Source organism: Sphingobium agrisoli (assembly GCF_041877245.1).
Classification (GTDB): domain Bacteria; phylum Pseudomonadota; class Alphaproteobacteria; order Sphingomonadales; family Sphingomonadaceae; genus Sphingobium.
Genome location: NZ_JBHDJI010000003.1, coordinates 71,522 through 94,898 on the forward strand (window position 1 = coordinate 71,522; position 23,377 = coordinate 94,898).

The window sequence follows — 23,377 nt, forward strand, 5'->3', positions numbered from 1 at the left end:
CCCGGAGCGCCCGTTTCCCATCGAGCCTCGAACGGCCGATTACTTTTTCAGCGTCAGGCCGCCGAAGCGCTTGTTGAAGCGCGCCACCTGGCCGCCGGTGTCGAGCTGGCGGTTGCCGCCGGTCCAGGCCGGGTGCGACTTGGGATCGATGTCGAGCGCCAGCGTGTCGCCTTCCTTGCCCCAGGTCGAGCGGGTCTGGAAGGTGGTTCCGTCGGTCATCTGGACGGTGATCAGGTGGTAATCGGGGTGGGTATCGGCCTTCATGGCGGTGATGCTCCTTTGGTGGCCGGTTTCCGACCGGCCGGATGCGACAAAATGCGAAGGCGCGCCGTTAGCTTGTTCGGCGCGCCAACGCAAGCATGCGATGGGTTGTACGGTCAATCCTTGGGCGGATCGGTGATCATCGCGACGAACTGCGCTTCCGACGCCAGCTTGTCGCCCATCATCGCCTTGCCGCTGAACTTGCAGATCGCGCCCCGGTTCTGGGTCACTTCGACATGCAGGTCGAGCAGGCAGCCGGGCTCCACCGGCGCGCGGAATTTCGCGCCGTCGATGCTCATGAAATAAACGAGCTTGCCCGAATCGGCGAGGTTCATCGATTCGACCGCCAGCACGCCCGCCGCCTGCGCCATCGCCTCGACGATCAGCACGCCGGGCATGATCGGCCGGGTCGGGAAATGCCCCTGAAAGAACGGCTCGTTCACCGACACCGCCTTGATCGCGTGGATCGACTGGCTCGGCACCAGCGATACCACGCGGTCGATCAGCAGCATCGGATAACGATGCGGCAGCGCCGCCATGACCCGACGGACATCCATCGGGCCAAGCACGGCGTTATCCCCCTCTCCACTCATCCTTGTATCAGCGCGACTTGGGCGCCTGCGCCGGGGTCGCCGGGGCGGGAGCCGTGGCCGCCGGTGCGGCTGCGCCCTGCTGGCGACCCGGCTGCCAGCCGGCGGGCGGGGTGATGCCGACGCTGGGGACCAGCGTGTTGAGTTCGGTCACGACCTCGTCGGTGATGTCCGCGCCCGCGCCGAAGCTTTCGGTCGCCGCCTTCTTGAAGACGATTTCCGACTTGGTCTTGGCGGTCGCAGCCTTGAGCGCGTCGTCCAGCTTGTCGACGATCTGCTGCTCGACATAGGCGCGGGCCAGCTGCACCGGCTGGCTCAGCCGCTGGATTTCGGCCTGGCCGTTCTGTTGCGCCTGCTGCAATGCCTGATACTGGGTCTCGATCGCCGGGGTGGGCTTGTTGCCGGCGGCCTTGTAGGCGGCCTGGAGCGCGTCGTTCTTGGTCTTGAGATCGGTCTCGATCGCGGTCCGGCGCGTGTTGATCTGGTCGAGCTGCGGCTTGTAGGTGGTCTGCATCTGCGTCATCGCAGTGGTGAAGGCCGCGCTCTTGACCACGGCTTCCTCCAGATCGACCACGGCGATGCCCGACTTGGTCTGGGCGGCGGCGGGCGCGGCGGTAAGCGCGATGGCGGTCATGGACGTCAGCGCAAGCGCGGTCGCCTGAAAAATCGTCTTCATCAGAATTGAGTCCCTACGTTGAAGGTGATGAGCTTGGTATCGTCGCCCGGCTCTTTCAGCAGGGCCTTGGCGATGTCGATGCGGAACGGGCCGAAGGGCGAGTTCCAGTTGACGCCGAAGCCCACCGACAGGCGGGGTTTCAGCGTATCGCCGAGATATTCTTCCTCGAAATTGCCGCCGGAGAAACTGTAGCCCGTGCCGCAAATCGGAGCGCGGGCCGTGCCGGCGGCGCGCACGCGCGTCGATCCAGTCGGAGCCGTCGCGGTGGGATCGCAATAACCGGCAAAGCTGCCGGTGCCATTGACCAGCACCGGATCCTTGATCCCCGCGACGGCGCCCGCATCCACGAACACGGACGGACGCAGCCCCATTTCGCGGGCGCCCGACCCCAGCGGGATTTCGATTTCGGCGCGCGACATATAATAAAGGCGGCCGCCCAGCGCGTCGTCGGACACGTTGTTCCGTCCGGTCACGCGCTCATAGCCCGTCGTATTGCCGTTCGCGTCGGTAGTCGCGTTGAGGAAATAGCGCTTCACGCGCGGGCCGACGCCGCGGATGTTGAAGCCGCGGAATTGCGGTTCGCCCAGGAAGAAGCGATCGACCAGCCGGATCTTTTCGGTCGGGAAGCCATCGGGATCGAGCCGCTGGCTTTCAAGCGAGTGGATATAGCCCGCCTCGCCCGTCAGCGAGAAGATGAATCCGCCGCCCAGCGGCACATATTGCGCCGCGTTCACGCGCGTGCGGATATATTTGACGCTGCCGCCCAGACCCGCGAAATCCTGGCTCAACGTCGCGCTGCGCCCGCGCGTCGCCCGGATGCGGTTGTCGCGCGTGTCGTAGATCAGCGAATAGCCGAGCGAGGATGTGGTGCGCTTGCCGATCGCGTCGCACAGATACCGCCCGGCGAGCAGCGGATCGCACCGCTCCACCAGCGGGCCAGCGCCGTCCGGGTCGGAATAATAGGTGCCGCGATCAAGCGTCACATCGTCGAAGTTCAGGCTGTAGCGCAGCGCCAGCGAGATATATTCGGTGATCGGCACGCCGGCGCGGATCTGGAAGCCGGTCGTGGTCTGCTCGTAAGTGGTGTCGCGGTTGTTGGTGCCGCCGCCCAGGAACCGGAAGCTGTTGAGATCGCGCCGGTAGATGTCACCCCCCAGCGCGATATTCTTGTCCATGAAATAGGGTTCGGTAAAGCCCAGCTCGATCGACTTGCTATAGGCCGAATAGTTGACCGATGTGCGCAATTCCTGGCCCTTGCCGCGGAAGTTGCGCTGCGTGATCGACGCCGCGATGATGAAGCGCTCCAGCGAGCTGTAACCTGCCGAAAGCGACAACTCGCCGGTCGACTTTTCCTGGACGTTGGTTTCCAGCACGATCCGGTCGGGCGCGGAGCCGGGCTTCTGCTCGACGTCCAGCTTCTCCTGGAAGAAGCCGAGCGAGTTGATCCGGTCCTTCGAGCGCTTGACGAGGAAGCTGTTGAAGGCGTCGCCTTCGGCCAGGCGGAACTCGCGGCGCACGACCTTGTCCTGCGTCAGCGTGTTGCCGTTGATGTCGACCCGCTCGACATAGACGCGCGGCGCGTTGGCGATGCGGAAATTGATCCCCATCGTCAGGTCTTCCTTCGACCGGTTGAAGTCCGGCGATACGTCGGCGAAGGCATAGCCGAACAGGCCGGCGGTCTCGCTCAGCGTGTCGACCGTGTCCTCGACCTGCTTGGCGTTGTACCAGTCGCCCTTCTTCATCGGCAGCCGCTTGGTCAGCAGGTCGCTCGAAAGGTCGCGAATGTCCGATTCGACCTTCACGTCGCCGAACTTGTAACGATCGCCTTCCTCGACGACGTAGGTGATGATGAAGTCCTGCTTGTCAGGCGTCAGCTCCGCCACGGCGGAAATCACGCGGAAGTCGGCATAGCCTTCGGTCAGGTAGAATTGGCGCAGCTTCTGCTGGTCATAGGCCAGACGATCGGGATCGTAGCTGGTGCCCGAGGAAAAGATGCGGAACCAGCGCGACTGCTTGGTCACCATCTGGCTGCGAAGCTCGCCATCCTTGAACTTCTCGTTGCCAAGGATGTTGATCTGGCGGACCTTGGACTTGGGGCCCTCGCTGATCTCATAGACGATATCGACGCGGTTCTGGTCGAGCTGCACCAGCTTCGGCTCGATCGTCGCGGCAAAGCGGCCCTGCCGGCGATAGAGTTCGACGATGCGGGCGACATCGGCGCGGACCTTCGAGCGAGTATAGATCTGGCGCGGGGCGAGCTTGATCTCGGGCCGGATCTTGTCTTCCTTCAGCCGCTTGTTGCCTTCCAGCACGATGCGGTTGATGACCGGGTTCTCCTTCACCTCGATCGTCAGCGCGCCATTGTCGTTGCGGATCTGGACGTCGGCGAACAGCTCGGTCTCGTACAGGTCGCGCAGCCCCTGGTCGAGGCTCTCCTGCGTGAAGGGCTGTCCGATGCGCAGCTTGGTGTAGGAAAGGACAGTATCGGGCTCCAGCCGCTGCGTGCCGGTGACCGCGATCGAGCGGATGGTGCCCAGCGTCGCCACGGTCGATCCCGCAGGCGCGGAGATGGGGGCGGCGGGCGCATCCTGCGCCATCGCCGGGAGCACTGGCAGGCCCGCGATCATCGTCGTGGCCAACAGAACCGTGACGATCGGGCGCTGCTTCATGCTGCTGTTCATCGCTGTCACCCGTTCCACCCTAAACAAAATCGCAAAAACTGTTTCTGCCGCAACAGACGCCGCCGACCGGCGCTTCCCTGCCCGAAGCGCGTCAGCCGATCAAGCCGGACAGGCTCTTCCAAAGGCCGAAAGACGATAAATCGTTGAATGTCACCAGCAGCATCATCGCCATCAGCAGCGCCAGGCCGGACCTGTAGGCCCATTCCTGCGCCTGCACACTGACGGGACGCCGCTGCACTGCCTCGATCCCGTAAAAAAGCAGATGCCCACCATCCAGCATCGGGATTGGCAAGAGGTTGATGAACCCCAAGTTAATCGAGATGAGCGCGGCGAAGAAGATGAAGCTTTCAAGCCCAAGCGTGGCGGCCTGCCCCGATACCTGCGCGATCTTCAGCGGCCCGCCCAGTTCCTTGACCGATCGTGACCCGCCGACGATCTGTCCCAGCGTTTCGACCATGGTGCGGACGATCTGCCCCGTGCGTTCGATCGCCACCACCGGCGCGCGAACGAGGCTGACCGGCACCACCACCGGATCGCCCGGCGCGATGCCGAGCCGCCCGACGTTGAACATGTTGCCCATGCCGTCATCTTCGGCGACGCTGCCGATCCGGCCCTGCTTGACCATGCGTGCGCCGTCCCGCTCGATCACCATCTCCACCGGCTCGCCGGGGCGGATCTGCGCGTAAAGGCGGATGTCGTCGAACGTCTCCATCGCCCGCCCGCCCAGCGACACGATGCGATCGCCCGGAACGATGCCCGCCGCCGCCGCCGCGCTGCCCGGCTGCACCATGCCGGCGATGGCAGGCGTGCGGCTTTCGCCATGGAGGAAGGCGAAGGCCGCCAGGATGAGGATGGCGAAGAGGAAATTGATCGCCGGCCCCGCCGCCACGATCGCCGCGCGCTGCCACAGCGGCTTGGCGGGGAAGCTCTCGGCGCGATCCTTCGCCGACATTTCCAGCCAGGCGGGATCGGTCATGCTGGCCGCGTTCATGTCGCCCTTGAAGCGGACATAGCCGCCCAGCGGGAGCGCCGCGACGCGCCAGCGGGTGCCGCGAGAGTCGACCCAGGCGAACAGTTCCGGGCCAAAGCCGATGGAAAAGGCCTCCGCCTTCACCCCGCACCAGCGGCCGACCAGATAGTGGCCCAGTTCATGCACGAACACGAGCGGCCCGATCACCGCCACGAAGGCGAGCACGGTCATCAGGAAACCGGGATTTTGGATCAAGCCGTCAATCTTTCCATCACTTGGCCCGCCTGCCGCCGCGCGCCGGCGTCCGCCGCCAGCACATCGTCGAGGCCCTCAGGCGCCGCCGCGCTATAGCGATTGAGAACATCCTCCACAATCATGGCGATATCAAGGAAGCCGATCCGCCCGGCGAGGAAAGCGGCGACCGCGACTTCGTTGGCGGCGTTGAGGATGGCGGGCGCGGTGCCCCCTTCGCGTGCCGCCGCCCGTGTCAGGCGCAACGCCGGAAAGCGTTCCTCATCAGGCGCTTCGAAGTCGAGCCTGCCGATCGTTGCCAGGTCGAGCGGCTTGCAGGGCGTGGCGATCCGGCATGGCCAGGCGAGCGCATGGGCGATCGGGATACGCATGTCGGGCGAGCCGAGCTGCGCCAAAGTCGAACAGTCGCGATATTCGACCATCGAATGGATCACCGATTGCGGGTGGACCAGTATCTCGATCCGGTCGAGCCCGACGGGGAAGAGGTGCGCCGCCTCGATCAGTTCCAGCCCCTTGTTCATCATCGTTGCGCTGTCGACGCTGATCTTCGCGCCCATCGACCAGTTGGGATGGGCCACCGCCTGGGCCGGGGTGATATCGGCCATCTCCGCGCGGCCGCGCGTGCGGAACGGGCCGCCGCTGGCGGTCAGGATGATCCTTGAGACATCATCCAAGTCACTGCCGGCAAGGCACTGAAATATCGCATTATGCTCGCTATCCACCGGCAGCAACGTCGCGCCCGACCGGCGCGCCATGTCCATCATCAGCGCGCCGGCCGACACCAGTGATTCCTTGTTGGCGAGCGCCACCGTGCCGCCGGCCTCCAGCGCCGCCATGGTGGGCCGCAGGCCAGCGCAGCCCACGATCGCGGCCATGGTCCAGTCCGTGTCCAGCCGCGCCGCATCGATCAGCGCCTGCGCGCCCGCCGCCGCCTCCACGCCTGAGCCAGCGAGCGCGTCCTTGAGCGCGCCATAGTGCCGTTCTTCCGCGACAACCGCGACCTGAGCCCCGGTCTCGCGCGCCTGTGCCGCCAGGCTGTCGACATCGCTGTTCGCGGTGAGCGCGACGACGCGATAGGCTTGCGGATCGCGCCGCACTAGGTCCAGCGTGGACAGACCGACCGATCCGGTCGCGCCGAAGATCGAAACCCGCTTCACGCGCTTTGCACCAGCAGGATGTAGAGCAAAGCGGCGAGCGGCGCGGCCGAAACAACGCCGTCCAGCCGGTCCATCACGCCGCCATGGCCGGGCAGCAGCGTGCCGCTATCCTTCACCCCCGCCCGCCGCTTCATCCAGCTTTCGAGCAGGTCGCCCAGCTGAGCGGCGACCGCCAGCAGCCCGCTCGCCGCGGCAAGCTGGATCGGCAGGCCGGCGAAACGGTGCAGCAGGAAGCCCAGCACCAGCGCGGCCAGCACCCCGCCCGCCAGCCCCGACCAGGTCTTGGACGGGCTGACGCGCGGCGCGAGCTTCGGCCCGCCGATCGAACGGCCGGCGAAATAGGCGCCGATGTCGGTGGCCCACACCAGCGACAAGGCCCAGAAGGCGAGCAGCAGCCCGTACGCATAGGGCGCCTGCCCGCGCAGGAAGAGCAAGGCGGTGACGGGAAGGCAAATATAGGGAATGCCGAGCGCCAGCGCCGGGCTGCGGCTGGTGAACAGCACGAAGAAGAAGGCCGCGGCGCCCGCCACCAGCACCGGCCAGTCGATCCCCGCCGCCAGCGGGCAAAGCAATGCCAGCGGGATCGAGACGGCGAACATCGCCGCCTTGCGCTGCTGCGGGTCCGCGCCGGTCAGGTCGCCCCATTCGCCCTGCATCAGCACGCCGGCAACGACCAGCAGCATCCAGAAGAGCAGCCCACCCGCCAGCAAACAGCCGAGCGCCAGCGCGATCAGCGCGACGCCGACGATGGTGCGGGTCCGCAATTCGCCAGTCATGCGATCACAATCCGCCGAACCGGCGGTCCCTCATGCGGAAGGCGTCGAGCGCGGCGGCGAGCGCCCGTCCGTCGAAGTCCGGCCATAATATGTCGGTGAAGTAAAGCTCGGCATAGGCCGCCTGCCACAGCATGAAGTTGCTGAGCCGTTGCTCGCCCGACGTGCGGATGAGCAGGTCCAGCGGCGGCAGATCGGCGGTGTAGAGCGCGGCGTCGATGTCCGCCGCGCCGATCGTGTCGGGCGCGATCTCGCCACTCGCGGCCTGCTGCGCGATCCGCTGAACGGCGCGCACCATCTCGTCCTGCGCGCCATAGTTGAGGGCGATGGCGATCATCGGGCCGCTGTTGCCCGCCGTCCGCGCCATCGCGCCTTCGATCATCGCCACCAGCGAGGGTTCGAGCGCATGATAGTCGCCAATGACCTTCAGCCGCACGCCATTGGCATGGAACTCGTCCAGATCGGCCTTGATGAAGCGCCGCAGCAGCCCCATCAGGTCGGCGACCTCGCTTGCCGGCCGCTTCCAGTTTTCGGACGAGAAGGCGTAGAGGGTCAGGCATTCCAGGCCCAGATCCTGCGCCGCGCGGGCGACGCGCCGCACCGCCTCCACCCCCGCGCGGTGGCCGGCGGCGCGCGGCAGCAGCCTCTTCTTCGCCCAGCGGCCATTGCCGTCCATGATTATCGCGACATGACGCGCCCCGTGTGGCGGGGCGGCGCTGGACAGATCGGGCTTGGCTTGGGTCGCCATCAGAAGGACATGCGTGTTTTGGCCGCGAAAGGAAAGCCCCGGCTTACTGGCCGAGAATTTCCTTCTCCTTGGCGGCGGTCACCGCGTCGATATCGGCGATGCTGCTGTCGGTCAGCTTCTGGATTTCGGTTTCCAGCCGCTTGCGCTCATCCTCGCTGATCTCGCCCTTCTTCTCGTCGGCCTTCAGGCTGTCCATGCCGTCGCGGCGGACGTTGCGGACTGCGACGCGCGCGCCTTCGGCATATTTGCTGGCGAGCTTGGCCAGTTCCTTGCGGCGTTCCTCGGTCAAGTCCGGGATCGGCAGGCGCAGCGTCTGCCCGTCGACGATGGGGTTGAGGCCAAGGCCGGCCGACCGGATCGCCTTGTCGACCGGGCCGACATTGCTCTTGTCCCACACCTGCACCGAAAGCATGCGCGGTTCGGGCGCGGAGACGGTCGCGACCTGGTTGAGCGGCATGTTGGCGCCATAGACGGTCACCATCACCGGATCGAGCAACTGCACGTTCGCGCGCCCGGTGCGCAGGCCCGTCAGGTCGCCCTTCAGCGCTTCGAGCGCGCCCGCCATGCGGCGTTCAAGGTCGGCTTTGCTATATTGCGGCATGACTAATCAACGCTCCTGGTTCTGCACGATCGTCGCGACGCCCTGCCCCGCGAGCACGGTGGCAAGGTTGCCGGTCTCACGGATGTTGAACACGACGATGGGGATATTATTCTCGCGGCACAGCGCGATGGCGCTGGCGTCCATGACCTTTAGATTGTCGTTCAGCACCTGGTCGAAGCTGATGCTGTCGTAGCGCACGGCGTCCGCCACCTTCTTGGGATCGGCGTCGTAGATGCCATCGACGCTGGTGCCCTTGAACAGCGCGTCGCAATTCATTTCCGCCGCGCGCAGCGCCGCCGTGGTGTCGGTGGTGAAATAGGGGCTGCCGGTGCCGGCGGCGAAGATCACGATGCGGCCCTTTTCCATGTGCCGCTCGGCCTTGCGCCTTATATAGGGTTCGCACACGCTCGCCATGGGAATGGCGGACTGGACGCGGGTGTCGTAACCCAGCTTTTCCAGCGCATTCTGCACCGCCAGCGCGTTCATGACGGTGGCGAGCATCCCCATATAGTCGGCGCTCGCCCGGTCGAAGCCCGCCGCCGCGCCGGCCAGGCCACGGAAGATGTTGCCGCCACCCACGACGACGCACAGCTCGAACCCGGCATCCTTGGCCGCCGCGATCTCGCCGGCGACGCGGCTGACCGTCTCCGGCTCGATCCCGAACTGCCCCTGCCCCATCAGCACTTCGCCGGACAGTTTCAGCAATATGCGCTTGAAGGCGGGCCGGGTCATGGGCGGGCGAGAATCCGTAAATGGGTCAGGAAAGCGGCCGGACCTTAGGCGGGGCAGCGCGCGATGGGAAGGGCGATTGTTGCTGCTTGCCTCTCTGGGCGATCAGCGCAAGCGCGGTCATGAAAAAGGGAGCGCCCCTTACGGACGCTCCCTCGTCATGCGTTCGGCCTATCCTACGATCAGACGCCGGCAGCCGCAGCGACCTCCGCCGCGAAGTCGCTGACTTCCTTCTCGATGCCTTCACCGAGCTGGAAGCGGACGTAGCTCTTGAGCGTGATCGACTTGCCGGCGTCCTTCGCCGCCTTGGCGACGACGTCGGCGACCGGGGTCTTGTTGTCCATCACGAACAACTGCGAAAGGAGCGCCTGCTCCTTGGCGAACTTGGCGACCGCGCCGTCGACCATCTTGGCGACGATCTCGGCGGGCTTGCCGCTCTCGGCGGCCTTCTCCGCCGCGATGGCGCGCTCGCGCTCCAGCAGGGCGGGGTCGATGTCGGCGGCCGACAGCGCCAGCGGGAAGGCGGCGGCGATGTGCATCGCGATCTGCTTGCCCAGCGGCTCCAGCACGTCGGCGGGCGCATCACCCTCCAGCGCGACCAGAACGCCGATCTTGCCCAGGCCCGGCGCGGCGGCGTTGTGGACGTAGGACACGACGACGCCCTGCGACACTTCGACCTGGCCGACGCGGCGCAGCGTCTGGTTTTCGCCGATGGTGGCGATGTTGGCGACCAGCTTTTCGGCGACAGTGCCGCCCGAAGGATAGGCCGCATTCGCCAGCGCGTCGGCATCGGTCGCGCCCGTTTCCAGCGCGATCTGCGCCACGGTGCGGACGAAGTCCTGGAACTGGTCGTTCTTCGCGACGAAGTCGGTTTCGCTGTTCACTTCAACAGCGACGCCCTTAGTCCCGGACACGGCAACGCCGACCAGACCTTCGGCGGCGGTGCGGCTCGACTTCTTCTGCGCGGCGGCGAGGCCCTTGGCGCGCAGCCAGTCGGTTGCGGCCTCGATGTCGCCATTGGCTTCGGTGAGCGCCTTCTTGCAATCCATCATGCCCGCGCCCGAACGGTCGCGCAGTTCCTTGACGGCGGCAGCGGTAATCTCGGCCATGTTTTAGGCTCCTAAATCTTGGATGGTTTAAATACGGGAGGGCGCATCTCGTGAAGAGTGCGCCCTACTCCGGCAAAATTGCAGTTTGGAGGCAACCCTCCGCTTCCCACCGCCGTTCGCCCTGAGCCTGTCGAAGGGCTCAACTGAGCGGAGCGAAGTGACTTCGCCTTCGCTCAGTGGAAGGCTTCGACTTCGCTCAGCCCGAACGGAGATTGGGTTATAGCTTACGCCTCGGCGGCAACCTCTTCGGCTTCCGGCTCGTCCAGAGCGCCCAGGTCAACGCCCGACGCCTGCTGCGCGCCACGGTTGCCCTTGGTCGCGGCGGCGGCGATCGCCTCGCAATAGAGGCGGATGGCGCGGCTGGCATCATCGTTCGCCGGAACCGGGAAGGCGATGCCGTCGGGCGAGACGTTCGAATCGAGGATCGCGACGACCGGGATGCCGAGGGTATTGGCTTCCTTGATCGCCAGCTCTTCCTTGTTGGCGTCGATCACGAACATGACGTCAGGGATGCCGTTCATGTCGCGGATGCCGCCCAGCGACAGCTCCAGCTTCTCGCGCTCGCGCGTCATTTGAAGGACTTCCTTCTTGGTGAAGCCGTGGGTGTCGCCCGACAGCTTTTCCTCAAGGGTCTTCAGGCGCTTGATCGAACCCGAAATGGTCTTCCAGTTGGTGAGCATGCCGCCCAGCCAGCGGTGGTTGACGAAATGCTGGCCCGACTTGCGCGCGGCTTCTGCGATCGGATCCTGCGCCTGGCGCTTGGTGCCGACGAACAGCACCTTGCCACCGGCGGCGACGGTCGCCGACACGAAGTCGAGCGCGCGGCCGAACAGGGGCACGGTCTGGCTGAGGTCAAGGATGTGGATGCCGTTGCGCTCGCCGAAGATGTACGGCTTCATGCGCGGGTTCCAGCGGTGGGTCTGGTGGCCGAAATGGGCGCCAGCCTCGATCAATTGGTGCATGCTGACGACAGGTGCCGCCATGGTCTTTCTCCTTCCGGTTGGCCCTCTGGGAATCGGGAACCGGGGTGGAAGCCTCAAAGGCCCCGGCCGGCACCGGATATGATGATTCCCATGTGGAATGGTGGCGCCCATAGACGCGAAAAAAAGCGGTGGCAAGGGTTGACGTCGTTTCCAAATGAGAACATAAAGGGAACAGACGGAACAAATACGGTTAACGCCAGTTTACACCGTCATAGTGCGCCATGTTGTGCAAATGGCAAGACAGAAAGCGTTCGCCATGTTCACTTTTGTAGCTGCGACCCTCTTTTCCGCCGCCTTCCTGTTCGCGATCGGGACGATCATCTGGATGCTGGTCCATTATCATGACAAGATGGTGGCGGCGCTCCAGTTCAAGCCGATGCCGCAGGAGCCTCAGGTCTATCACATCCACATCCGCCGTCCGCGGGTGCTTCGCACGCAGCGTCGCGCGGCGCGTCCCCTTCCCGCCGACGCCCTCGCCGCCTGATGGTCAGGCCGATGGTCAGGAAAGGGCGGCGGTCCGCTGCCGCTTGACCTTGGCGTATGACATGATGCCGAAGGGGATGAGCGCCAGATAGAGGGCGCACAGGATCAGCAGGGTCAGCCAGGGATCGGTCACGAGCAACGCAGCCAGCAGCCCGGCGACCGCGATCGCTTCCAGCCGGATATGCCGGCGCAGCCTCAGCGCAGACCAGCTGTAGGTAGCGATGTTCGAAATCATCAGGAACGCGGTGAAAGCGATCCAGGGCGCGACCACATACCAGGCGCGAAACAGGTCTTCGCCCGTCACTAGCCACAGATAGAGCGGCACGAACGCAAGGCCCGCACCCGCCGGCGCCGGAACGCCGGTCAGGAAGCCGGCGGATTTGTGCGGCTGTTCATCGGCATCGATGTTGGCGTTGAATCGCGCCAGCCGCAGTGCGCAGGAAAGCGCGTGGGCCAGAGCGAAAATCCAGCCGAACTTGGGCAGGGCATAGAGCGACCAGAGATAGATGATCAGCGCCGGCGCGACCCCGAAAGCGATCGAGTCGGACAGCGAATCCAGCTCCGCGCCGAACCGGCTTTCGCCGCGCAGCAGCCGCGCGATCCGGCCGTCCAACCCGTCGAGAACGCCGGCGAACAGGATGGAGAGCACCGCCCGCTCCCATTCCCCCGATATGCCGTAGCGCACGCCGGTCAGGCCGAAACACAGCGCCATTGCCGTTACCGCATTGGGCACCAGCATCCGCAGCGTTATTCCCCGCCTCAATCCGCGTGGCACCGCGCGGCGCTGCCGGCTCACAATGCCTTCCCCTCAACCGACCGGCCCAGGGCGGTCGAGGCCCGATGCAGGGCGCAGCAAAGCATTCTCGCTACGCTCGGCATGGTCCCTCGCCTTTGCTCGAGGCGAACGGATCGGGAAAATTCCGCGCCGCTCACTGCTGAATTCCCGCCACCACCCGCGCGTCGCCGATCTGGCCCAGGATCGTCTCGCCCGCGATCGTGCGCTGTCCCAGGATCACGCGCGGCGCGGTGCCGGCGGGCAGATACACGTCGACCCGGCTGCCAAAGCGGATCAGCCCGATCCTCTGCCCCGCCGCCACCATGTCGCCGGGCTTGACGAAGGGTACGATCCGGCGCGCGACGAGGCCGGCGATCTGGGTGAAGCCGATGCGAACGCCGTCATGCCGCTCGACCAATATATGCTGCCGCTCATTATCCTCGCTCGCCTTGTCCAGATCGGCGTTGAGGAATTTGCCCGAGATATAGACGACCGATTTCACCGTCCCGCCGATCGGCGTGCGGTTGATGTGGACGTCGAACACACTCATGAAGATCGACACGCGAATGAGCGGCTGATCGCCCAGCCCGTTCGCCCCCGCCATCTCGCGCGGCGGCGGCACGCGCTGGATCAGCGTCACCAGGCCGTCGGCCGGCGCGATGATCGCGCCTTCATCCTGCGGCACCGCCCGCACCGGATCGCGGAAGAAGGCAAAGACCCAGATGGTGACGATCAGCATCAGCCAGCCGACCACGTCCCAGCCGACCAGGAACAGCAGCGCGGTGATCGCCACGGCGATCAGGCCGAACTTCATCCCTTCGGGGTGGACCGACGGCCAGCGCCATTTGACGTTGCCACCGGCGGCGATCGTGATCTCGTTATTGTCCATGGGCATCGTCTTTAGGCAGAGACTTCTCCCCTGACAACGACCGATCCCGCCGATGGCTCCGGCCGCTGCCGCCCGGCGCGTCTCGACGGTTGAACATTGCCGCCGCTTTGCCTAGGGGAACCGTCAATTCCACCCGAACAGCAAGAGGCGAACAGGCGCATGGCCAAGATCAAGGTGAAGAACCCCGTCGTGGAAATCGACGGCGACGAAATGACCCGGATCATCTGGGAATGGATCCGTGAACGCCTGATCCTGCCCTATCTCGACATCGACCTCAAATATTACGACCTGTCCGTCGAAAAGCGCGACGAGACCAACGACCAGATCACGATCGATTCCGCCAATGCGATCAAGCAATATGGCGTCGGCGTGAAGTGCGCCACCATCACGCCGGACGAGGCCCGCGTCGAGGAATTCAACCTCAAGGAGATGTGGAAATCGCCCAACGGCACGATCCGCAACATCCTGGGCGGCGTCGTCTTCCGCGAGCCGATCGTCATTTCCAACGTTCCGCGCCTGATCCCCGGCTGGACCAAGCCGATCGTCGTTGGCCGCCACGCCTTTGGCGACCAGTATCGCGCGACCGACTTCAAGGTGCCGGGCGCCGGCAAGCTGCGCCTGGTGTTCGACGGCGAAAATGGCGAGACGATCGACCGCGAGGTGTTCCAGTTCCCCAGCTCCGGCGTCGCGCTCGCGATGTACAATCTCGACGATTCGATCCGCGATTTCGCCCGCGCCTCGTTCAACTACGGCCTCAACCTCAAATGGCCGGTCTATCTGTCGACCAAGAACACCATTCTCAAAGCCTATGACGGCCGCTTCAAGGATCTGTTCCAGGAAGTGTTCGAGACCGAAGGCTTCGAGCAGAAGTTCAAGGATGCCGGCATCGTCTATGAGCACCGCCTGATCGACGACATGGTCGCCTCCGCGCTCAAGTGGAGCGGCGAGTTCGTGTGGGCGTGCAAGAATTATGACGGCGACGTCCAGTCGGATCAGGTGGCGCAGGGTTTCGGCAGCCTCGGCCTCATGACCTCCGTCCTGCTGTCGCCCGATGGCAAGACGGTTGAGGCGGAAGCCGCGCACGGCACCGTCACCCGCCACTATCGCCAGCACCAGCAGGGCAAGGCGACGTCGACCAACCCGATCGCGTCGATCTTCGCCTGGACCGGCGGCCTCAAGTTCCGCGGCAAGTTCGACGAGACCCCCGATGTCGTGCGCTTTGCCGAAACGCTGGAGAAGGTCTGCATCCAGACGGTCGAAAGCGGCGCCATGACCAAGGATCTGGCGCTGCTGATCGGCCCGGAACAGGCGTGGATGACCACCGAACAGTTCTTTGAGGCGATCCGCGCGAACTTGGAAGCTGAAATGGGCAAGTGGAACTGATCGCGGCCCGCGCAGTTTCAATACGCTAACGGAACGAGGCGGCGCCGGGTCATCCGGCGCCGCCTTTTCCATGTCCAGTCAGCGCGGGGAACAGACATGACCACTACCGCCAGGAAGCGCCTTGAAACCCGTGCCGCCGTGCCCGCCGATGCGCGCGGTATCCAGCGGCTCATCGCCCGCGCCTATCCCGGCATGCCCAATTATTCGCTGGCGACGATCCGGGGGCAGATCAACAATTTCCCCGGCGGCTGCTTCGTAGCGCTCTATGACGGCAAGGTCGTGGGCTATTGCGCGACGATGCGGGTCAGCAAGGGCATGGCTTTTTCCTACCATGATTGGGAGGAGATCACCGCCAATGGCTTTGGCACCCGGCACAGCGCGGCGGGCGAGTGGCTCTATGGCTATGAAATGGCGGTCGATCCCAAGCTGCGGGGCTTACGCATCGGCCAGCGTCTTTACGACGAGCGCAAGGAACTGGCTGAGGAACTGGACCTGCACGGCATCGTCATCGCCGGGCGGATGCCGGGCTACGCTCGCGCCAAGCGGCGGGCGGGCAGCCCGCAGGATTATCTGGACAAGGTGATCCAGGGCAAGCTGCGCGATCAGGTCATCAGTTTTCAATTGAAGAACCAGTTCGAACCGCTGGGCGTGCTCGAAAACTATCTGCCCGAAGACAAGCAGTCGGACGGCCATGCCGCGCATCTCGTCTGGCGCAACCCCTATGTCGATCCCGACGAGGCGCCCGAAATGCGGGTGCCGCGCGGCGTGGAGAGCGTGCGCCTCGCCACCTGCCAGTTGCAGGCGCGCGCGGTGCAGGATTTCGACGAATTCATCCGCAACATCGAATATTTCGTCGATGTGGCGGCCGATTACCGCTCCGACTTCATCGTCTTTCCCGAACTCTTCACCCTGCCGCTGCTCTCCTACGAGCAGAAGAAGCTGTCACCTGTCGAGGCGATCGACAAGCTCACCGGCTACACCCCGCGCCTGACGAAGGAACTGACGCGGATGGCGCTGGAATATAATATCAACATCATCGGCGGATCCCACCCGACCCGCGCCGACGATGGCGACATCCAGAATATCGCCTATGTCGCGCTGCGCGACGGATCGGTGCATACGCAGGAGAAAATCCACCCCACGCCCAACGAAGCCTTCTGGTGGAACATCAAGGGCGGCGACGCGCTGGACGTGATCCAGACCGATTGCGGGCCGATCGGCGTCCTCATCTGCTACGACAGCGAATTTCCCGAACTCGCCCGGCGCCTGGTGGACCAGGGCGCGCGCATCATCTTCGTCCCCTTCTGCACCGACTCGCGCCTCGGCTATATGCGCGTGCGCTATTGCGCGCAGGCCCGGGCGATCGAAAACCAATGCTATGTCGTGATGTCGGGCAATGTCGGCAACCTGCCGAACGTCGACAATATGGACATCCAGTACGCCCAGAGCGCGATCCTGACCCCCTGCGACCTGCCCTTCGCGCGGGACGGGATCGCGGCGGAATCGACCGAGAATGTCGAGACGCTCACCATGGCGGACGTGAACCTCGCCGACCTCAGCTGGGCGCGCGCCGAAGGCACGGTGCGCAACCTGCGCGACCGCCGCTTCGATCTCTATCATATCGACTGGGACAGCAACCCTGACCATGGCCATGCGCCCAGCGGCGGCCCGGTGCCGGCGGGCGGCCATAACTCGCCGGGCGGCGGGTAGGTTAGCCGATGCGGGGCGCGTGACGTCCGTCACCGGCTCGGTCACGCGCCCCCCTCCGGCGTCAATCGTTGCGGTGCGGGCGGCCCGGACCGTCGGGACGCTGCGCCAGCCGCTCGGCCCGCGCCGCAACCCGCTGTTGCGCCTGTTCGTGGCGTTGAGCCTGCCGCTGGGCCCGCTGTTGCGCCTGCGCCTGCTGCTGCGCGCGACGCTGCTGCGCTTCCGCCGTGCGCGCCTTTTCGCGCTGCGCCCGCTGTTGCGCCTGCGCCGCCCGCTGCTGACGCGCGCGATCCGCCTCAGCCGCCTCGCGCGCCCGGCGCTGCGCCTGCTGCGCCTGGTCCTGCCGCCGCTGCGCAGCCTGCTGCCGCAGCGCGTCGGCGCGACGTTCGGCCTGCGCCCGATCCGCCCGCGCCCGATCCGCCCGCGCCGCCCGCTCCGCGCGCTGCTGCCGGGCCTGCGCCTGGGCGCGCTGCGCCTGCGCCTGACGCCGGTCCTGCCGCGCCTCGACCGCGCGCCGCTCCTGCTCGGCCCGGCGCTGCTCGGCCGCGCGCCGGTCGGCGATCCGCTCGCGCTCGGCCTGCGCCTGCCGCCCGTCGTTCCATGCCGCGCGCCGCTGCTGCTCCTCGCGCCGGTCCCGCGCGGCCTCGCGCCGCTGCTGCGCGTCGTAGAAACGCGGCGGCGGCGTGCGGAAATCCTCCCGCTGCCAGCTTGCAAAGCGCGTCGCCGCCTGTTCGCGCGCCCGGCTCTCGGTTGCCCAATGCTGGCGCGAGCGCGCATCCTGCCGCGCGCGATAGTTGCGCCACTGCGCCTGCTCGCGCCGCGCCTGCGCCCAGCGCGCGCGGTCCTGCGCGATGGCGGAGCGCCGCGCCGCCCATTGCCGCGCCTCGATCCGCTCGCGCTCGCGCGCCCGCGCCGCCCGGCGCATGTCGATCGCCCGCGCATAATAGCGCGACGCATAGGCGTCCCGCGCCCGCGCCTCGCGCCACGGCAGCACCCGCCCGCCGCCATCATAGACCGCGACCAGCCGGTCGTCGCGATAGCCGTAGCTGTTCCACGGATCGCGCACCAGATAGGGGCTCGCCGCCCCCGGCTCATAATAATAGTAACGATATCCGCCGTCGATCGGCTCGGCATAGCGCAGATAATCGTCGCCGCTTTCCCAGGCCCAGGGCGTCACGCCCCCGTCATAGGCAAAGCCATAGTCGGGCGGCGCATCGCCCAGCATGTCGGAAAACTGGTCCGCCCGGTCGATCCAGGCATAATCGTCGCCTTGCGCCTGTGCATAGGCGATCGGCCGCGCGGCGGGCAGCCGGTCGGCGGGCGGCGCATAGGCCGGCGCGCCCGAACCGCCGGCATCCGCCAGCATCGGCTGCGCCTCGGGCAGCGGCGGCAAATCGCCCGAGCCGTTGCCAAAGGCGTTGCTCCACGCCTGATCGGTCATCGAAAAGCGCTCGGCGCTCTTGTCCTGACCACATCCCGCGACGCTCAGCGCCACCACGCACAGGCCGCCCAGCGTCAGGCGACGGATCACTTCATGGGCCATGGCATCCTCCTTGGACCAGCCACTCCCCCCGACTTGCCGCCCTCCAATGCCCAAAGGCCCCTGAACGATCCGTGGCCGGGCCGTTCAGGCGGGATTTAGGGGATCAGCCCGGTTTTCAGATGTCCGCGAAGAAATCCGGCACGATCTCCACTTCCTCATGCACCACCTGCCGCACGCGCACGCCCAGCCCCCGCTCTTTCAGCAGTTCGCACAGCGCCTCCCCGTCGATCAGGTCGATCGCCGGCGCGCCGTCGCGGGTCGCTTCCTTGCGCGCGTCGGCGGTGAAGGTGCCGGTGGTGATGATCAGCCCCTTGTCCGCCCGCCCCTGCATCGCCCCGCGAAAGTCGCGCACGGTGGAGGACGGCACCGACCCCGCATAGCGCTTGCACTGGAACAGCACCTGGAAACTGATGAGGTTCATCCGCAACACGCCCGACCCGTCGATCCCGCCATCGCCGGACTTGCCCGTCACCTCGACCCGCACGAAGCCGCTCTCCCGCAGCAGCCGCTGCGCCAGCCGCTCGAACCCATCGGGCGACATGGCTTTGAGCGTCGCCAGCAGCGCGTCGGTCCATTCCGCCGTCTCCTGCTCGCTTGGCTGCTCATGCAGGATGACGCTTTCCCCGTCCCCCGATGCGCCGCCAGCCCCCGCTTCGGCGGCCGCAGCCTCCTTCGCCTTCTTGCGCGCGTAGAGTTTTGCGCTGTGCGCGCTGCCCGCAGCCGCGACCATCCGCCGCACCTCGGCATCGGAGAGATTGGCCGCATGACGGCCTTCGTCGGTCAGCACCCACACTCCCCGGCCGCCGCTCCCCAGCAGCGCCGCGATCTTGAGGTAACTGCGCGCCCACGACATGCGGTCGGGCACCATCGCCGCGCCGGACGTGGGATAGGTCACTTCCATCTGCGCGGGCGTGATGCCCTCCGCCTCGATCAGCGCCGCCTCGATTTCCTCGATCGTGGCCGATCCGCCATGGCTGACCAGCACTTTCAGCGTGGGCAGCAGGAAATCCTCAAGCCGGGGGATGGAAATCGTCATAATTTTCAAATGCTCACCACAAGGGACTATGAGGATGCGCGGCGTTTGACTTCTGTCTTGAAAGTCTGGCGTTCGCCTCTCAACCGCAACAAGTCAGCCTCCCTGACGAACAGCGTCTTGGAACCTGGCGAACGCTGACACCAATCAAGCTGCCCCCCACCCATCAGCGTCTTGATCGTCGCGATGTTGGTCGCCAGCATGGTCGCTGCGCGCGCAAGCGGAACCCATCGCGCGCCATCAATGACATAAACCGGCATCATCGCCATTTGCATCAACTCCTCAAATCAGCCGATCAGAGCAGACTCCCCTGTCGCCCGCCATCCTCGCGCTTGGCCGATTTGGCGACGCTGGCATCCACCCATGGAATGTCCGGCCGCCTGCCCATGAACAGTTCCGCAAGCGTCAGGATTTGCAGACGCGGATGCTTACGCCCGGTATATTCATTTTCCCATACCCCGACCGCCGCCGCGTCGCGCTCCATCTGGCGCGTGGGCGCCTGCGCGGTGAGGAACACGCCGAAGGGCGCGCGTTCGCGCTCCATCACCTGCGCCAGGCGGCCGATATCCTTAACGCCCGTGCCCCCGCCCTTGACCTCGACGATCGCGCGCTCGGTGCGCTTGCCATCGGGCTTGAAGTAGATGATCCCGTCGATCCCGCCATCGGCGCCCTTGCGCCCGCCCTTCCACGGCTGCGCCTCGACCATCGACAGCGCCCACAGCTCGAACTGGTGCTTGTCGCGCGCCGCGAGATCGAGCGCGGATTGCAGGTCCTGAGGGCGGCCCACCACGTCGAAGGCGAGGCCGGGAAACGCATCCTTCATCCGCTTTTCGATAAGGCTGATGGCAAGATGGGTGACGTCGATCCCGATCCATTCGCGCCCCAGCTTCTGCGCGGCATGGACGGCAGTGCCGCAGCCGCAGAAGGGATCGAGCACCACATCGCCCTCGTTGGAGGACGCGGCGATGATGCGTTCGAGCAATCCTAGTGGCTTTTGCGTGGGGTATCCCAGCTTTTCGGCTTCATTGGACAGCCACCGAACATCGTAATCAATTGCATGGGGATCGTTGTATAAGCATCCTTCAGTGCCGGGCTGAAATGCCCAAACGTCTTGGAGCGCCACCCCTTCTGTCGGACGTTGTTTATACTTTGGCCGACCGGCAGGTGAAAAATAGATCTCCCCCAGCTCATCAAGTGCATCCAGTTGCTGATGCAAAGACAGGCCTTCGCCGCGCTTGGGTAGCAGGCCCCTGAGTGATTCTGGGATCGCCCAGTGCCGGCCTTTTGGTGTCGGATCATAGCCCTTCCACGGTTTGCCGCTGTCACCCTGACGTCCACCGGGGCCCATAATCTCATTGAGGCGATAGGCACCTCGTTGATCAGAATATCGAAACTCGCCTTCAATGTAGCTCTTTGTGTGTGGGATTTTGACGGGCTTGAGGCGGAAGCTGTCGGACTTCGCGTAGACGAGGATCACGTCATGAACCGGACCAAATTGGCGCGTCGCGCTATTGTGTGAGCCGCTTCGACGCCAGACGATCTCACTCCGAAAATTCGTCGCCCCAAACACCCCATCCAGCAGCAGCTTGAGATAATGGCTCGCGGTCGGATCGCAGTGCAAATACAGGGAACCGGTCGGCTTCAGCACCCGGTGCAGTTCGATCAGGCGCACCGCCATCATGGCCAGATAGGCCATCATGTCATTGTCTCCCAGAAACGCGCGCATCGCCCGCAGCAGTTCGAACGCGTCCGAATTGCCGCTGCGCATCACTTCATCGAATGCCGCCTCGGCCCGGTCGTTCCAGTGCCACGTATCCTCGAACGCCTCGATCTGCGCATCGCTGTCCGCGCCCTCGGGTGACTTGAACAGGATGTTGTAATTCGCGTTCGAATTGAACGGTGGGTCCAGATAGACAAGGTCCGCACATTCATCCGCGATATGCTCCCGCAACACGTGGAGATTGTCGCCATAATAGAGCTTGTTCGTCACCCGCACCCCTGAAGAACACTAGCGGAACATTTTTGGTGGAGGGACGTTAGCGTCATGGTTCCCGCATTACCAGCAGGAGACACGCCATGATGGACAAGAAAACCTCTCCCAAGGCTGCAAAGGCGGCGTCGAAAACGCTGCGCGATGGCCGCACGTCGAACACCTCGAAAACAGCAGCGGGCTCCGCCCTCAGCCAGAAGGAATCGGCTGCAAAGGGAAAGGCCAAAACATAGTGGCCTGTCCCGACGCCCCCTACCCCACCACCACGAAATCCGCGTTGGTCAGCGCCGTCCCCGGCGTCACCTGCGCGAACAGCATGGCCGCGCCCGCGCCGTCTCCGTCCGCGTCATAATAGATCGCCCCGCTCGCCGCATCGTAGAGGATGCGGTCGTCCGCCTCGATCGCCACCGCGCCCGACTGGAACGCGTCTGCTGCCAGCACGCCGATCGGCCCCGCCGCCGCGAAGATCGCTTCGTTGAGGCCGATGCTGTCCACCCCGACCGCGAAATCGGCGATGCTGTCGATGTTGTCGGCGGCCAGCGCTGTATCGAACAGGAACCGGTCCGCGCCATGCCGTCCCGTCAGCAGGTCGTTGCCCGCGCCACCGCGCAGCACATTGTCGCCCAGATTGCCGGTAATGCGATCGTCGCCATCGGTGCCGCTGGCGTCGATCGCCCGGCTGCCGATCAGATAGACCGCCTCGACCTGCGTCCCCGTCAGGTTAAAGCTCACCGCGCTATAGACGATGTCGCTGCCCCCGTCCGCGTCCTCGATCACTGCGTCGCCGGCGTCGTTCACATAATAAATGTCGTCGCCCGCGCCGCCGATCAGCAGATCCGCGCCGCCGCCGCCGTCCAGCATGTCATTCCCCGCGCCGCCCACGATGCGGTTGTCCCGAGCGTTGCCGGTGAACTGGTGCGCGCCATCGTCCCACGCCTCCAGCCCCTCGACATTGGCGGTCAGGCGATAGACGGCCAGCGTCGTCGTCACCACGTCGATCCCGCCATTGACCCGCTCCACCACCAGGTCGCCGGCGTCATCGACGAAATAATTGTCGTCGCCCTTGCCGCCGATCATCGTGTCGGCGCCATACCAGCCGTCGATCCAGTCATCGCCCCGGTTGCCGGTGACGATGTTGCTCCCGTCATTGCCGATCAGCAGCTGGCCCGCGGCGGACAGGCCGCGCAGATTTTCCAGCCCCGGCGCCAGGATATAGCTGTCCAGCCGTGTCCGCACCTCGTCCACGCCCTCGCCCGCCTGCTCCAGCACCGCGTCGCCGACATCGTCGACATAATATATGTCGTTGCCCGCCCGCCCGAACATCAGGTCCGCGCCGCGTCCGCCGTTGATGATGTTGTTCCCGTCATTGCCGACGATCAGATTGTCGTAGCCATTGCCGGTGGCGTTGATGTCCGCCGTGCCGATCAGCCCCAATATTTCGACGCCCTTCCCGCCGAGCGAATAGGAAATGGAGGACACGACGATATCCTGCCCGCCGCTCCGCAGCTTCTCGACCACGACATCGCCGGCATCGTCGACCAGATAGGTATCGTCGCCCGCGCCCCCCGCCATCCAGTCCGCGCCAGCGCCGCCGTCGATCTGGTTGCCGCCGCTATCGCCGATCAGCACGTCGTTAAAGGCCGATCCGGTCAGATCCTCGATCCCGACCAGCGTATCGGTCCCCGCGCTCCCCGTATCCTGCGGCCCGGCGATCGCCAGCGACACGGTGACGCTGCCGGGCGCATTGGCGTAGCTCGCGACGTCGTACCCGTCTCCGCCATCGAGCAGGTCGTCCCCGCCCAGCCCCTCCAGCACATCGTCCCCGCCCTCGCCATAAAGGCTGTTGTCGCCCTCGTCCCCGGTCAGGTCGTCGTCCAGATCGGTGCCGGCCGGCGCGCCGATGGAATGAAAATAGGGGGCAGCACCCGCCTGCCCATGGGCCGCCGTCGCGAACCGCAATCGCCCGGCGCCCGCACGCCCGCCAGGAACACCGCCGCCAGCCATGCCCGCCAGAATATTCCCGCTACCGATCAGATCCGTCATC

Annotated in this window: 23 protein-coding genes; 4 read left to right on the forward strand and 19 right to left on the reverse strand. The window is 65.4% G+C overall.

The window, feature by feature from the left end:
• Positions 1-39: 39 nt before the first annotated feature.
• The 12 genes from rpmE to rpsB all read right to left on the reverse strand — a co-directional run bounded on the left by rpmE (position 40) and on the right by rpsB (position 11,530).
• Entirely contained in the window at positions 40-264 is a 225-nt protein-coding gene (gene rpmE / locus ACETPF_RS06810) for a 50S ribosomal protein L31 (RefSeq protein ID WP_196224061.1), read from the reverse strand.
• Positions 265-377: 113 nt separating this feature from the next.
• On the reverse strand, positions 378-818 hold the full coding sequence (gene fabZ, locus ACETPF_RS06815; RefSeq protein ID WP_483475726.1) for a 3-hydroxyacyl-ACP dehydratase FabZ: 441 nt from the start codon (positions 816-818) through the stop codon (positions 378-380).
• Between the two features lie 43 nt (positions 819-861).
• Complete coding sequence (locus tag ACETPF_RS06820; RefSeq protein WP_373933620.1) at positions 862-1,527, reverse strand: OmpH family outer membrane protein; 666 nt, start codon at positions 1,525-1,527, stop codon at positions 862-864.
• Positions 1,527-4,208, reverse strand: a complete 2,682-nt coding sequence (gene bamA, locus ACETPF_RS06825; RefSeq protein ID WP_373933622.1) for an outer membrane protein assembly factor BamA — start codon at positions 4,206-4,208, stop codon at positions 1,527-1,529. The genes ACETPF_RS06820 and bamA overlap by 1 nt, the downstream gene beginning before the upstream one ends.
• A 91-nt stretch (positions 4,209-4,299) precedes the next feature.
• The gene (gene rseP, locus ACETPF_RS06830) at positions 4,300-5,433 is read right to left on the reverse strand and encodes an RIP metalloprotease RseP (protein ID WP_373933623.1); all 1,134 of its coding nucleotides are present in this window, start codon (positions 5,431-5,433) and stop codon (positions 4,300-4,302) included.
• Entirely contained in the window at positions 5,430-6,587 is a 1,158-nt protein-coding gene (locus tag ACETPF_RS06835; RefSeq protein ID WP_373933625.1) for a 1-deoxy-D-xylulose-5-phosphate reductoisomerase, read from the reverse strand. The genes rseP and ACETPF_RS06835 overlap by 4 nt, the downstream gene beginning before the upstream one ends.
• Positions 6,584-7,363 carry a phosphatidate cytidylyltransferase gene (locus tag ACETPF_RS06840; RefSeq protein WP_373933626.1) on the reverse strand — a complete coding sequence of 260 codons (780 nt, stop codon included), beginning with the start codon at positions 7,361-7,363 and terminating at the stop codon, positions 6,584-6,586. Before ACETPF_RS06840 ends, ACETPF_RS06835 begins: the two co-directional genes overlap by 4 nt.
• A 4-nt stretch (positions 7,364-7,367) precedes the next feature.
• Positions 7,368-8,108, reverse strand: a complete 741-nt coding sequence (locus ACETPF_RS06845; protein ID WP_373933628.1) for an isoprenyl transferase — start codon at positions 8,106-8,108, stop codon at positions 7,368-7,370.
• A 43-nt stretch (positions 8,109-8,151) separates the two neighbouring features.
• Positions 8,152-8,709, reverse strand: coding sequence for a ribosome recycling factor (gene frr, locus ACETPF_RS06850; protein WP_373933629.1), 558 nt, complete (start codon positions 8,707-8,709; stop codon positions 8,152-8,154).
• Positions 8,710-8,715: 6 nt separating this feature from the next.
• Positions 8,716-9,441, reverse strand: a complete 726-nt coding sequence (pyrH, locus tag ACETPF_RS06855; protein WP_373933630.1) for a UMP kinase — start codon at positions 9,439-9,441, stop codon at positions 8,716-8,718.
• 179 nt (positions 9,442-9,620) lie between these two features.
• Entirely contained in the window at positions 9,621-10,547 is a 927-nt protein-coding gene (gene tsf / locus ACETPF_RS06860) for a translation elongation factor Ts (protein WP_373933632.1), read from the reverse strand.
• A 224-nt stretch (positions 10,548-10,771) separates the two neighbouring features.
• Positions 10,772-11,530: a 30S ribosomal protein S2 gene (gene rpsB, locus ACETPF_RS06865; protein ID WP_373933633.1), complete on the reverse strand. Its 759-nt coding sequence runs from the start codon at positions 11,528-11,530 to the stop codon at positions 10,772-10,774.
• Between the two features lie 256 nt (positions 11,531-11,786).
• Between rpsB and ACETPF_RS06870 the strand changes: the two genes are divergently transcribed.
• Positions 11,787-12,014, forward strand: coding sequence for a hypothetical protein (locus ACETPF_RS06870; RefSeq protein ID WP_373933634.1), 228 nt, complete (start codon positions 11,787-11,789; stop codon positions 12,012-12,014).
• A 15-nt stretch (positions 12,015-12,029) separates the two neighbouring features.
• On the opposite strand, the gene ACETPF_RS06875 is transcribed toward ACETPF_RS06870, so the two are convergent.
• Positions 12,030-12,752: a CDP-alcohol phosphatidyltransferase family protein gene (locus ACETPF_RS06875; RefSeq protein ID WP_373933961.1), complete on the reverse strand. Its 723-nt coding sequence runs from the start codon at positions 12,750-12,752 to the stop codon at positions 12,030-12,032.
• A 190-nt stretch (positions 12,753-12,942) separates the two neighbouring features.
• Positions 12,943-13,677, reverse strand: coding sequence for a phosphatidylserine decarboxylase (locus tag ACETPF_RS06880; protein ID WP_373933635.1), 735 nt, complete (start codon positions 13,675-13,677; stop codon positions 12,943-12,945).
• Between the two features lie 159 nt (positions 13,678-13,836).
• On the opposite strand from ACETPF_RS06880, the gene ACETPF_RS06885 reads away from it, so the two are divergent.
• Complete coding sequence (locus tag ACETPF_RS06885; protein ID WP_373933636.1) at positions 13,837-15,060, forward strand: NADP-dependent isocitrate dehydrogenase; 1,224 nt, start codon at positions 13,837-13,839, stop codon at positions 15,058-15,060.
• Between the two features lie 96 nt (positions 15,061-15,156).
• The gene (locus tag ACETPF_RS06890) at positions 15,157-16,770 is read left to right on the forward strand and encodes a GNAT family N-acetyltransferase (protein WP_373933637.1); all 1,614 of its coding nucleotides are present in this window, start codon (positions 15,157-15,159) and stop codon (positions 16,768-16,770) included.
• A gap of 61 nt (positions 16,771-16,831) precedes the next feature.
• Here ACETPF_RS06890 and ACETPF_RS06895 read toward each other — a convergent pair whose 3' ends face one another.
• The 4 genes from ACETPF_RS06895 to ACETPF_RS06910 all read right to left on the reverse strand — a co-directional run bounded on the left by ACETPF_RS06895 (position 16,832) and on the right by ACETPF_RS06910 (position 21,333).
• Entirely contained in the window at positions 16,832-18,310 is a 1,479-nt protein-coding gene (locus ACETPF_RS06895; protein WP_373933638.1) for a hypothetical protein, read from the reverse strand.
• Between the two features lie 115 nt (positions 18,311-18,425).
• Positions 18,426-19,346 carry a restriction endonuclease gene (locus ACETPF_RS06900; protein ID WP_373933639.1) on the reverse strand — a complete coding sequence of 307 codons (921 nt, stop codon included), beginning with the start codon at positions 19,344-19,346 and terminating at the stop codon, positions 18,426-18,428.
• Between the two features lie 26 nt (positions 19,347-19,372).
• Complete coding sequence (locus tag ACETPF_RS06905; RefSeq protein WP_373933640.1) at positions 19,373-19,612, reverse strand: hypothetical protein; 240 nt, start codon at positions 19,610-19,612, stop codon at positions 19,373-19,375.
• A 26-nt stretch (positions 19,613-19,638) separates the two neighbouring features.
• A complete protein-coding gene (locus tag ACETPF_RS06910; protein ID WP_373933641.1) occupies positions 19,639-21,333 on the reverse strand; it encodes a site-specific DNA-methyltransferase in 1,695 nt (564 codons plus the stop codon).
• Between the two features lie 86 nt (positions 21,334-21,419).
• On the opposite strand from ACETPF_RS06910, the gene ACETPF_RS06915 reads away from it, so the two are divergent.
• Positions 21,420-21,566 carry a hypothetical protein gene (locus tag ACETPF_RS06915; RefSeq protein ID WP_373933642.1) on the forward strand — a complete coding sequence of 49 codons (147 nt, stop codon included), beginning with the start codon at positions 21,420-21,422 and terminating at the stop codon, positions 21,564-21,566.
• Positions 21,567-21,585: 19 nt separating this feature from the next.
• On the opposite strand, the gene ACETPF_RS06920 is transcribed toward ACETPF_RS06915, so the two are convergent.
• The gene (locus tag ACETPF_RS06920; RefSeq protein WP_373933643.1) at positions 21,586-23,376 is read right to left on the reverse strand and encodes a calcium-binding protein; all 1,791 of its coding nucleotides are present in this window, start codon (positions 23,374-23,376) and stop codon (positions 21,586-21,588) included.
• Position 23,377: the final 1 nt, after the last annotated feature.